Origin of the sequence: Streptomyces blattellae, from assembly GCF_009709555.1 — a bacterium.
GTDB classification, from domain to species: Bacteria; Actinomycetota; Actinomycetes; order Streptomycetales; family Streptomycetaceae; genus Streptomyces; species Streptomyces blattellae.
Window position 1 is genome coordinate 20,393 of the sequence record NZ_WJBG01000246.1, and the last position, 11,311, is coordinate 31,703.

At 69.7% G+C, this 11,311-nt stretch carries 9 protein-coding genes and 1 pseudogene; 5 read left to right on the plus strand and 5 right to left on the minus strand.

Annotated features, from left to right (window positions below):
• Positions 1-796: 796 nt before the first annotated feature.
• A pseudogene (locus GFH49_RS36425) lies at positions 797-1,827 on the plus strand (glycoside hydrolase family 127 protein); the annotation flags it as partial.
• A gap of 654 nt (positions 1,828-2,481) precedes the next feature.
• Here the strand turns inward: GFH49_RS36425 and GFH49_RS36430 are convergent.
• Positions 2,482-3,066, minus strand: coding sequence for a TetR/AcrR family transcriptional regulator (locus tag GFH49_RS36430; protein WP_155060345.1), 585 nt, complete (start codon positions 3,064-3,066; stop codon positions 2,482-2,484).
• Positions 3,067-3,185: 119 nt separating this feature from the next.
• Here GFH49_RS36430 and GFH49_RS36435 point away from each other — a divergent pair, with 119 nt between their 5' ends.
• Genes GFH49_RS36435 through GFH49_RS36445 form a run of 3 tightly spaced genes read left to right on the plus strand, consistent with a single transcriptional unit; the run spans position 3,186 to position 5,341 of the window.
• Positions 3,186-3,617 carry a tautomerase family protein gene (locus tag GFH49_RS36435; protein WP_155060346.1) on the plus strand — a complete coding sequence of 144 codons (432 nt, stop codon included), beginning with the start codon at positions 3,186-3,188 and terminating at the stop codon, positions 3,615-3,617.
• Positions 3,610-4,620 carry a zinc-dependent alcohol dehydrogenase gene (locus GFH49_RS36440; RefSeq protein WP_155060347.1) on the plus strand — a complete coding sequence of 337 codons (1,011 nt, stop codon included), beginning with the start codon at positions 3,610-3,612 and terminating at the stop codon, positions 4,618-4,620. Before GFH49_RS36435 ends, GFH49_RS36440 begins: the two co-directional genes overlap by 8 nt.
• The gene (locus tag GFH49_RS36445) at positions 4,613-5,341 is read left to right on the plus strand and encodes a PaaI family thioesterase (RefSeq protein ID WP_230396703.1); all 729 of its coding nucleotides are present in this window, start codon (positions 4,613-4,615) and stop codon (positions 5,339-5,341) included. Before GFH49_RS36440 ends, GFH49_RS36445 begins: the two co-directional genes overlap by 8 nt.
• 83 nt (positions 5,342-5,424) lie before the next feature.
• Here the strand turns inward: GFH49_RS36445 and GFH49_RS36450 are convergent, their stop codons facing one another.
• Positions 5,425-6,036, minus strand: coding sequence for a TetR/AcrR family transcriptional regulator (locus GFH49_RS36450; RefSeq protein ID WP_155060348.1), 612 nt, complete (start codon positions 6,034-6,036; stop codon positions 5,425-5,427).
• A gap of 201 nt (positions 6,037-6,237) precedes the next feature.
• Between GFH49_RS36450 and GFH49_RS36455 the strand changes: the two genes are divergently transcribed.
• Positions 6,238-7,821, plus strand: a complete 1,584-nt coding sequence (locus GFH49_RS36455) for an MDR family MFS transporter (RefSeq protein WP_155060349.1) — start codon at positions 6,238-6,240, stop codon at positions 7,819-7,821.
• Between the two features lie 107 nt (positions 7,822-7,928).
• Here GFH49_RS36455 and GFH49_RS36460 read toward each other — a convergent pair whose 3' ends face one another.
• The 3 genes from GFH49_RS36460 to GFH49_RS36470 form a co-directional block, all read right to left on the minus strand.
• A complete protein-coding gene (locus GFH49_RS36460; RefSeq protein ID WP_196218251.1) occupies positions 7,929-8,819 on the minus strand; it encodes a 3-hydroxybutyryl-CoA dehydrogenase in 891 nt (296 codons plus the stop codon).
• Between the two features lie 68 nt (positions 8,820-8,887).
• Positions 8,888-10,078 (minus strand): acyl-CoA dehydrogenase family protein, encoded by a 1,191-nt coding sequence (locus GFH49_RS36465; RefSeq protein ID WP_155060351.1) that lies wholly within the window; start codon positions 10,076-10,078, stop codon positions 8,888-8,890.
• Between the two features lie 93 nt (positions 10,079-10,171).
• Positions 10,172-11,290: an alcohol dehydrogenase catalytic domain-containing protein gene (locus tag GFH49_RS36470; protein WP_155060352.1), complete on the minus strand. Its 1,119-nt coding sequence runs from the start codon at positions 11,288-11,290 to the stop codon at positions 10,172-10,174.
• Positions 11,291-11,311 lie beyond the last annotated feature (21 nt).

Here is an 11,311-nt window from a genome sequence, read left to right on the forward strand (position 1 = left end):
GAGGAAGAGCGACTGGCCCCGGTTGATGCGGATGCAGTAGCCCGGGATGCCGGGGGAGTAGACGTTGCGCTCGTCGATGACGCCCTCGGTGCGCATCAGACGGTTGATGCCGCTGTCGTCCGCCGCGGGGTAGCGGGTGTGGGCGCGGGCGTGCAGGTTGCGCAGCGTGAGCTTGAGGATCTCGTCGTTCAGCTCCTCGTCGCCCTCGTGGCCCCAGGTCTTGAAGAAGTACTCGCCGAGGTACTGGGAGGCCTCCTCGCCGTAGTTGCCGACGTAGGTGTTCTCGCGGGTGAGGCCCGCCGCGGTGATGCCGGTGTAGTGCTTGCCGTAGGGCAGTCGCCGCACGATCTCGCCGTCCGCGTCGAGCTTGCTCTTCGCCAGACCCTTGCCCACGATCTGCACGTAGTCGTCGGTGAAGCGGGCGGTCTGGTCGTGGTAGAAGAGCGAGTGGTACAGGTCGAGGTCCTCGCCGTCGGGGCCCACCAGGACCTCCTCGCCGAGGAACGGCACCGTCCCGAGGGCCTCACCCAGGATCGCGTGGCTGCGCTTCTTGCCCTCGTAGAACGTCGAGCCGATCACCCGCAGGCCCTCGTGGGCCTCCCAGGCGCCCTCGTAGGTGAAGAACATCTGGTTGTAGATGTACGACAGCCGCGACCGCGCGAAGTCGAAGTTGGCCTTGAGGCAGCGCCCCCAGGCGGCGCGGCGGGTGAGCGGGGAACCGTCGAAGTCGACGTCCTTGAGGGAGGTCTCGCCCTCCTGGGTGCCGGTGGTGAACGGCTCGTCGAGGAAGGCCCGGAAGACGTACCTCACCGGAGGGATGGGCTCCCGGCACGACTGGGAGTCCTTCGGGGACGCGTACGAGCTGCCCTGCGACCGCGCGTACACCGAGACCTGCGCTGCCATCGCCTCGGTTCACTTCAGCTGGCGGATGGCGCTGCTCACCGGCGAGGCCCGCCACTCGGACCTCATCGAACGCACGCTGTACAACGGCTTCCTCAGTGGTGTGGGCCTGGACGGGCGTACCTGGCTGTACGTCAATCCGCTGCAGCGGCGTGCGCACACACACGAGCGGCCCGGCGACCAGACCTCGCAGCGGACGCCTTGGTCCGCTGCGCCTGCTGCCCGCCCAACGCGATGCGCCTGCTGGCCGGCCTTCCGCACTACTTCGCCAGCGCCGACGACGGCGGTCTGCAACTGCACCAGTACGCCACCGGCGAGTACGCGGGCAGCGGCCTCGCGGTACGCGTGAGCACCGAGTACCCGTGGCACGGCACGGTGACCGTGACCGTCGACGACGCTCCCGCAAAGGAGCGCACCCTTTCCCTCCGGGTTCCCGCGTGGTGCGGGCAGTTCCGTCTCTTCGTGAACGGAACGCCCGTGCGGGAACAGCCGGAGCGCGGCTGGCTGCGCCTCACCCAGGCCTTCCGGCCGGGCGACACCGTCCGGCTCGAACTCGACCTGCCGGTGCGCCTGACCCACCCGCACCCCTATGCCGACGCCGTGCGCGGGTGCGTGGCGCTGGAGCGCGGTCCGCTGGTGTACTGCCTGGAGGAAGCCGACAACGCCGGTGGTCTCGACGGTGTCGTACTCGACCCCGCTACGGCTCCCGTTGTGCGCGAACGCCCCGATCTGCTCGGCGGCGTCGCCACCATCGTCGCCTCCGGTCGACGTCTCTCGCCGGACGAGACCGATTGGTGGCCGTATCCCACCGACGCCGCGCACACCCGACTCGCCGACCGGCCCGTCGGGTTGACCGCCGTGCCCTACTACGCCTGGGCGAACCGCAGCGACGGCGCGATGCGTGTGTGGATACCCCGGCAGGGGTGAACGGACGGCCGGCGACGGCGCCTTGGCATGCGGTGGCACGACACAAGCCACGCGCCGTCTCCGGCCGGAGGCCCAGGCGCTCCCCGGTGCCCGACGCGGTTCCGCAGGCATTCGCCGGCCTCGGTGCCTGCTCCCGGGCAGCGGCAGAGCCTCAGGGCAATCGAGACTGTCGCGTACGGGCGAGCAGCTGACCGAGACGCGGTGGCGGTGCCCGAGGTGGGGCACGACCTGATGGTGATCGACCCAGGGGTCATGGATGCCGCTCGGCGGCCGGAGGTCCGGGCCGAGGCCATTGAGCCTGTGCCGGCCGCGCTTGCGGTGGCCTGTGGAGTGGAGAAAACCGGCGCGGGCGTGGTGGGTCAACTTCCGGGTGATCGACCAGGGCGTGTTTCGAACGTCCCGTCGTCCGCCCGGAGGGCGGGCCGCGGTGGCGATGGCGCGGCGACGGGGGAGCGTGCGATCGCAAGGCGCCGGTGCGCCCTCATGGCGGAGCTGTTCGGGCGTTTCGGCAACGCAGCTGGGGCCCCTCTGGGGGAGTGCGTGCCAGGCGTCGCGGGGCAGACGGGGCGTTGGGGGTTTCACCGAGCAGAGAGAGTCGCGGCGGTCCGCGCCGCGGTGGGCGTCTGAAGTCCGGGACGTCGAGTGTGGCCCGGCTCAGGCCTTCATCGTGGCGAGGACGAGCGCCTGCAACTGTTCCGCGGTGTGGTCGAGGGGCTGGGTGCTGCGCTTGGCGCGGCACATGGCCACGGTTCCCTCGACGGCCGCGACGATGAGCGTCGCGAGCTGGGCCGCCTGATCGGGCTCGGCGCCGTGCTCGCGCAACGAGTCGGCGAGCAGGCTCTCCCATGTGGTGAAGACGTCGGCGGCGGCCGCGAGGGCGGCCGGCGTCTCGTCGCCGGCGGGTTCCTCGATGGCGACGGCGAGCACGGGGCAGCCGGCCCGGAAGTCGCTGTCGACGACGATCTTGCGCCACAGGGTGAGGAAGGCCCGCAGACCGGCGACCGGACCCGCCGCCAGTTCCTTGCGCAGGCAGCGCGCGGTCCACTCGCCCGTGAAACGCACGGCCTCGGTGGCCAGTTGCTGCTTGCCCTCGGGGAAGTAGTGGTACGTCGACCCGAGCGGCGCCCCGGCGTGCTTGGCCATCTCGCGGATGCTCGTCGCGTTGAGGCCGCGTCGGCTGATCATGTCGGCCGCACCGGCCACGATCCGCTCGCGTGCTGACGGGCTGGGCTTGGTCACGTACGTGATCCCTTCTGACCCCACTGGCTATAACGATCGTCATAGTCTAGCGTGGTCGTCGTCCATAACGACCGTCATAGACGCATGCCGTCGCACGAAACGCAGAGAGAGGGATGTCCATGCCGATGATCCGGCTCACGGCCCCGGCCGGCGCCCTGACCGAACAAGGCCGCAGCAGCGTCCAGCGGGACCTCGCCGCGGTACTGCTGCGCTGGGAGGGCGCCCCCGACACCGCCTTCTTCCGCGCCCAGGCCTGGAGCTACCTGGTCGAACTGGAGCAGGGCGCCCAGACCACTGCCGAGGACGACGCACCGCGCTTCCTGGTGGAGGTCACCGTCCCGCAGGGTGCCCTCTCCGAGCGCCGCAAGGCCGGTCTGGTCGAGGAGGCGACGAAGACCGTGCTGGCCGCTGCCGGACTGGCCTCGGACGACGCCCTGCGGGTGTGGGTGCTGGTGCACGAGCAGCCCGACGGCACCTGGGGCGCCGGCGGGGCGGTCATCCGGTACGCCGACCTGGTGGCTCTGGCGAAGGGGCAGCGCACCGATGCGTGAACTGACCTACGTCGCCAAGCGCACCGTCGAGTGGCGTGAGGCGCCCGACCTCAAACTCCAGTCGGACGGGGAGGCGATCGTCGCTCCGGTCGCCGCCACCCCCTGTGACGTCGACTCCTCCATCCTCGCCGGCCATGGCTTCATCGACCCGCCCTTCGCCCTCGGCCACGAGTGCGTCGCCCGGGTCGTCGAGACCGGCGACGCCGTCACCGCCGTGGCCCCCGGCGACCTTGTCGTCGTGCCCTGGTCCATCAGCTGCGGCAGCTGCGACCGCTGCCGGTCCGGGCTGACCGCCCACTGCTCCGCCGTGCCCTACATGGCGATGTACGGCGCCCCCATCGGCGGCAGCTGGGGCGGACTCTTCTCCGACCTGGTCCGCGTGCCCTACGCCGACGCCATGCTCGTACCCCTGCCCACCGGCCTCGACCCGGTCGCCATGGCCTCCGCCAGCGACAACTGGTCCCTGGCCTGGCGCCTGGTCGCCCCCCACCTCAAGGCCCGCCCCGGAGCGCGGGTGCTGGTCGTCGCCCGCGGCAGCATCGGCCTGTACGTCTGCGACATCGCCCGCGCCCTCGGCGCCTCCGAGGTGCTCTACGTCGATCCGGAGCCCGAACACCGTGCGCTGGCCAGGGGATACGGCGCCGCCACGGCCGAGGTGCTGGAGCCGATGCCGCAGAGCTACGACATCGCCGTTGAAGCCACCGGCCGCGTCGACCAGCTCGCCCTGGCCGTCAAGTGCCTGACCCCGGAAGGGATCTGCGAATCGGCGGGCAACCACTTCCGCCCCGGCGAACTGCCCCTGCTCGACATGTACCTCACCGGCGTCACCCTGCGCATCGCCCGCGACAGCGTACGCGCGCACATCCCCGACGCCCTCGAACTCGCGGCCTCGGGCAAGGTCGCCCCCGAGAAGGTCGTCTCCCATGTCATCGACTGGGAGGACCTGCCGGCCGCGCTGCCGGAGAGGCACCTCAAGCCCGTCTTCGTCCGGGCCGATGACTGACCTCACCCGGACCTCGCCCCGCCCTCCCGCCGAACTCAGAAACCCGATGCACACCTCCCGCACCGACCCGCCCGCACGAGGGACAGCCGAGGACCTGGCGCACCAGAAGGCGGCCATCGCCGGCCTCGGACACGAACTGCGCGCCCTGGTGGACGCCACAGTTCGAACCGCTGCCTCCCCGGACACCCTCCACCGTGTGGCAGACGGTGTCCGTCACCTCACCGGTCAGCTGACGGGGCGACGGCGGGCCCGTGCGGAGATTCCCGAGGTGGACGAGTTCCCGGCGGGGCCACGGATGTACAGCCCGGTCACCGGGGCCGGCAGCCCGCTGGCCCCACCCCTGCACATGACGCCCACGTCGGACGGCCTGATCGGCCACTGCACGCTGGGCATCGCCCACGAGGGCCCGCCCGGGTACGGTCACGGCGGCATGAGCGCCATGCTCCTGGACGAGGCCATGGGCCGCGCCTGCGTAGCCGCGGGAATGCCCGGCCTGACCGTCTCCCTTCAGCTGCGCTACCGCCGGCCCGTCCCGCTGGAAACACCGCTGAGGGTCCTCGGCCGAGTCACGGGCACGGATGACCGCAAGATTTTCGTGACCGGGTCGGTCACCACCCAGGAGGACCCTGCCACTGACCTGGTCACCGCCGACGGAGTCTTCGTCGCACCCGACCTGCATCGCGCCCGCGCCCTCTTCCCCGACCTGCCGGGAGAATCCTGACGCTGCCGCGAGGCAGGCGGCGCCACGGTGGCGCGGGCCACTGAACTCGGCCTCGGGGACGGTGCGGCGCCGATGCTTTCAGATCACCGCGCCTGCGCAGCCGCGGCGTGCGTGGCCTGGTGTGCCTCGGTGATCAGGGCGGTCGCGACCTCCAGGACCGCCTTGCGCTTCTCCTCGTCGGTACCCGGAAGGTCGTCGAGGGCGATCATGCCGGCGTGCATCGTGAAGACCGCGCTGACGCAGCGGACCTGGTCGACCAGCGGGGCGTGCGGGTCGATGAGGATGTCGCGGAGGCCCAGCATGCGGTTGCGGAACCTCTCGCCGGTGCGCAGTTCCTTCAATGTCGCCTGGTTCTCCTGCATGAAGCGGAAGAGCGGGAGCGCCTCGGCGAGGGCCTCGCTGTAGCGGCGGACGATCTCCTGCTTCGTCTCCAGGGTGGGCGGCTGCCGCCTGCCCCACTCGATCAGGTCCTCGATCGGCTGCGTCAGGTCCTCGAAGAGGCTGACAAGGATCTCTTCCTTCGTCTTGAAGTGGTAGTAGAGCGCCGCCTTGGTGACGTCGAGGCGCTCTGCGATCTCGCGCAGCGAGGTCTTCTCGTAGCCCTGCTCGGCGAAGAGTTTGAGCGCCACGTCCTGGATGCGCTGGCGGGTGTCCCCGCGGCGCCGCTGCTTGGTGCCTTCCATCGTGCCGCCCATTCTCGCGCTCCTCATGCCCTCTGGAAACTTACTTGCCGTCCGACTAGATAACTTACTTGACGCCCGGCTAGTTCCCGGTCTACCTTTCCGAGTGTAGTCAACTTGCCGGGCGACAAGTAAGTGCCCGGGTTTGAGCGATTCCGCATAACAACACGCAGCACAACAGGCAGATCAGGGACGCAGTCCTAGGGAGTGGGAACGATGGCGGACACACAGGCAGTCGACGCGGTCGACTCAGCTGACGCAGAGGCTGAGGAGCAACCCAGGAACACCACGCTCGTGATGTTCGCGCTCATGATCGCGATGATGCTCGCGATGCTCGACAACATGATCATCGGTACCGCGATGCCGACGATCGTGGGCGAACTCGGCGGCACCGAGCACCTGTCGTGGGTGGTGACGGCGTACACGCTGGCCACCGCGGCGGCCACCCCGGTCTGGGGCAAGCTCGGTGACATGTACGGCCGCAAGACCACCTTCATGTCCTCGATCGTGCTCTTCCTGATCGGCTCCGCACTCAGCGGCATGGCGCAGGACATGGCCCAGCTGATCGGTTTCCGGGCCGTGCAGGGTCTCGGTGCCGGTGGTCTGATGGTCGGTGTCATGGCGATCATCGGTGACCTGATCCCGCCGCGGGAGCGCGGAAGGTACCAGGGCATGATCGCCGGTGTCATGGCGGTCGCGATGGTCGGCGGACCGCTGGTCGGTGGCACCATCACCGACAACTGGGGCTGGCGCTGGACGTTCTACATCAACCTGCCGCTCGGTGTCGTCGCGCTGGGTCTGATCGCTGCGGTGCTGCATCTGCCGAAGAAGAGGGCCAAGTCCGGTATCGACTACCTCGGTGTCATCCTGCTGACCCTCGGCATCACCTCCATCGTCCTGGTCACCACCTGGGGCGGCGTGGAGTACGACTGGGCGTCCGGGCAGATCATCGGGCTCACCATCGGCGGTGTCGCCGCGCTCATCGGGTTCGTGTACTGGCAGACCAAGGCCGCTGAGCCGGTGGTGCCGCTGCACATCTTCCGCAGCCGGAACTTCACGCTGATGTCGGTCATGGGCTTCATCACGGGCTTCGTGATGTTCGGTGCCACGCTGTACCTGCCGCTGTACCAGCAGTCGGTGCAGGGGGCCTCCGCGACCAACTCCGGGTTGCTGCTGCTGCCGATGCTCGGCGCGATGCTGGTCACCTCGGTGCTGGCGGGGCGGATCACCACGAACACCGGCAAGTACAAGGTGTTCCCGCTCGCCGGCAGTGCCCTGATGATCGTCGGCCTGTACCTGCTGTCCACGATGGACACGGGCACCTCGCGGGTCACGTCCGGCGTCTTCATGGCGGTCGTCGGTCTGGGCCTCGGCTTCCTGATGCAGGTCACCATGCTGGTCGCGCAGAACAGCGTCGAGATGAAGGACATGGGCGTCGCGTCCTCGGTGACCACCCTGCTGCGTACGCTCGGCTCCTCCTTCGGCGTCGCGATCATGGGTGCTCTGTTCAACAGCCGGGTCGCGGACGTCATGGCCGAGCGGGCCGGGGAACTGGGATCCCAGGCCACCGAGCAGACGGCGCAACTGGACGCGGCGAGCCTGGCGAAGCTGCCGGAGGCGGTTCGGGAGGCCTACCAGTACGCGGTCTCGTCCGGAATCCACTCGGCCTTCCTCCTCGCGACCGGGGTGGCCGTGGTCTCGCTGGTGGCGGCGGTGTTCGTGAAGGAGGTCGTGCTGCGCGGCGGGGAGCCGGGCGCTGAGGGGGCCGTCGAGAAGCCGCCGGTCGTCGAGCCCGTCTGATCCGATCCGACACTGAGCAGAAGGCCCCCGGATGGTGTCCGCCCCGGGGGCCTTCGTCGTGCGTGTTCAGCTGCTCGGGCGCAGGCCGCGATTACCACGCCGTCGGATCAGTCGCCTTGCCGAGAACCCGAGTAGTCGTGGAAGCCGCGCCCCGACTTCCGGCCGAGGAGCCCGGCCTCCACCATGCGCAGCAAGAGCGGCGGCGGGGCGTGCAGCGGGTCCTTGAAGTCCGCGTACATGGCCTCGGCGATGGCGGTGAGGGTGTCCAGGCCGATCAGATCGGCAAGGCTCAGCGGGCCCATGGGATGGGCACAGCCCAGGACCATGCCGGTGTCGATGTCCTCCGCGGAGGCGAGGCCGGACTCCAGCATCCGGACCGCGGACAGCAGATAGGGGACCAGCAGGGCGTTCACCACGAAGCCGGCCCGGTCCTGGGCGCGGATCACCTTCTTGCCCAGGACGTGCGTGGCGAAGTCCTCGGCCCTGGACTGGGTCTGAGGCGCCGTCAGGAGCGACGGCACGATCTCCACGAGTTCCAGCACCGGGACCGGATTGAAGAAGTGCACCCCGATCACCTGGTGCGGCCGGGTGGTGGCCATGCCCAGTTTCATGATGGGCAGCGAGGAGGTGTTCGACGCGAGCAGCGCGTCCTCCCGCCCGACGATCCGGTCGAGTTCGGCGAACAACCCGACCTTGACGTCTTCGTCCTCTGTCGCCGCCTCCACCACCAGGTCCCGGTCGGACAGGGCCACGAGATCGGTGGTGACCCGCACTCGGTCGAGCGCGGCCTCACGATCGGCGGCCGAGAGCTTTCCGCGCCGGACAGCGCGGTCGAGCGAGGCGGTGACCCGGGACAGGCCCGCCTCGGCCGCGTCCGCGTTCATCTCGTGGATCACCACGTCCAGGCCGGCCCGGGCGCAGACCTCGGCGATGCCCGAGCCCATCAGGCCGCAGCCGACGACACCGACCCGGTGTATGTCTGCCTTCGCCTCTGCCAGGTCAGGGCCGTGTGCTGGTGCCGAAGGGCGCCCGGCAACCGTCCTGCCGACGCTTTCCGCCGCCGTGCTCATCGGAAGGCTGCCTGCCCGGTCAGAGCCTGGCCGATCATGAGGGTGTGCATCTCCACGGTGCCCTCGTAGGTGAGGACCGACTCCAGGTTGTTGGCGTGCCGGATGACCGGATACTCCAGGGAGATGCCGTTGGCGCCCATCACGGTGCGTGCGGTGCGGCAGATCTCCAGCGCGGCGCGGGTGTTGTTGAGCTTGCCGTAGCTGACCTGCTCGGGGCGCAGGCCGCGGTCGTCCTTGATCCGGCCGAGGTGGAAGGCGAGCAGCGTGCCCTTGGCCACCTCCAGGGCCATGTCGGTCAGCTTGGCCTGCGTCAGCTGGAAGGAGCTGATCGGGCGGCCGAACTGGACGCGGTCGCCCGCGTAGGCCAGGGCCGTGCGGAAGGCGGAGCGGGCTGCTCCCATGGCGCCCCAGGCGATGCCGTACCGGGCCTCGTTGAGACAGGACAGTGGTCCGCGCAGCCCGCGTACCTCGGGGAGTACGGCCGCCGCGGGCAGTCGTACGGAGTCCAGGACGAGTTCGCTGGTGACGGAGGCCCGCAGCGACATCTTGTGCTTGATGGCGGGGGCCGAGAAGCCGGGGGTGCCGGCGGGGACGACGAAGCCGCGGATCCCGTCCTCGGTGCGGGCCCAGACCACCGCGACGTCGGCGACCGATCCGTTGGTGATCCACATCTTGCGTCCGTCGAGGATCCAGTCGTCGCCGTCGCGGCGGGCGGTGGTGCGCATGCCGCCCGGGTCGGAGCCGGAGTCGGGCTCGGTGAGTCCGAAGCAGCCGATGGCGGTGCCCGCCGCGAGACGGGGCAGCCACTCCTCCTTGTGTTCCTCCGAACCGAACGCGTGGAGGGCGAACATGGCCAGCGAGCCCTGTACCGAGACCAGCGAGCGCAGACCGGAGTCGGTCGCTTCCAGTTCCAGGCAGGCCAGGCCGTAGTCGACGGCGCTCATGCCCGCGCAGCCGTAGCCCTCCAGGTGCATGCCCAGCAGGCCGAGCTCCCCGAGTTCCTTGGTGAGCCCGCGGATGTCGTCGATCGCGCCGTTCTCGAACCACTCGGCGATGTGCGGTTCGACGCGCCGGTCGCAGAAGGTGCGGACGGTGTCACGGACGGCGCGCTCGTCAGGGGTCAGCAGGCTGTCCAGTTCCACGAGGTCCAACGGGTCGGCCGGGCGGGGGGCGTGCTGCGCGTGCATCAGTTCTCCAAGAATCAAGGGATGACAAAGGCGGGGCCGCCGGCATAGGGGAGTGGACCGACGGCCCCTGGTCAGAGGGAATCGCCAGAAGGCTCAGAAGGCGGCCCTGGGGTTGATGACGAAGTTGCTGAAACCGCCGTTGCGCTGGGCGATTCCGCCGATGGCCTCGTTGATCTGTTCCAGCGGGAACACCTGGTGCTCCAGCGGGCTGAGGTCGATCACACCGGCTTCCACCAGGTCGGCCATCGCCTGGCCCTCGCCGGAGGTGAACCAGGCCGATCCGATCAGCCGCAGCTGCTGGTCCATCATCCGGTGGATGTCGATGGGCAGGTCACCGGCGACGGCGCCGATGTTCACCGCGATGCCGCCGCGCGCCATCGCCCGCATACCGGCCAGGAAGGTCTCGTGCGGCGCACCGGGGCCGAGGGCGTCGATGTAGATGTCGACGCCGTAGCCGTTGGTCTCCTCGCGGATCCACTCGTCGAGCGGGCCGTCGTTGAGGGAGTGCAGGTGCAGTCGGCCGCCGCCGAGCTTGCCGACCTGGTCGAGCAGGCTCTGGTCGCGGCCGGTGCCGTAGACGTGGGTGAGGCCGAAGGCGGGGGCGAGGAGCGCCGCGCCGATGCCGAGGGTGCCGCTGATGCCGTTGATCAGGACCGACTTGCCCGGTGCGGCACCGGCCTTGCGGAGGGCGGAGTACATGGTGCCGAGGTAGCCGAAGCGGGCGGCGGTGTCGAAGGACAGGTTCTCGGGGAGCTTCACCAGCGAGTACGCCGGGGCCAGCATGTACTCGGCGAGGCCGCCCTGGTAGCGGTCGAGCAGGTCGATCGCGGTGGGGGAGAAGCCGAAGTACCCGGCGAAGGCGTAACTGGCGCAGTTGATCGAGTCGTTGTCGCGGCAGGAGCGGCACGAGCCGCAGCTGCGGCCCGGGTTGACGTACACCCGGTCGCCGACCTCGAATCCGTGGACCCCTTCGCCGACCGCCTCGACCACTCCGGCCGGGTCGAGTCCGAAGATCGCCGGAAGGGTCGGCAGGGGGCTGTGCGGGAACCAAGTGGTCCACATGCTCAGGATGTTGGCGAGATTGGGGACGATGTTGACGGCGTGGACGGCCACGCGGACGTCGCCGCGACCCGGCTCGGGGACAGGGAGTTCCTCAAGCTTCATCGGTTCGCCGACGTGGTGCATCCGCGCGGCTCGCATGGTCGCACTCATGGCTTCTCCTCGGGGAGGGGT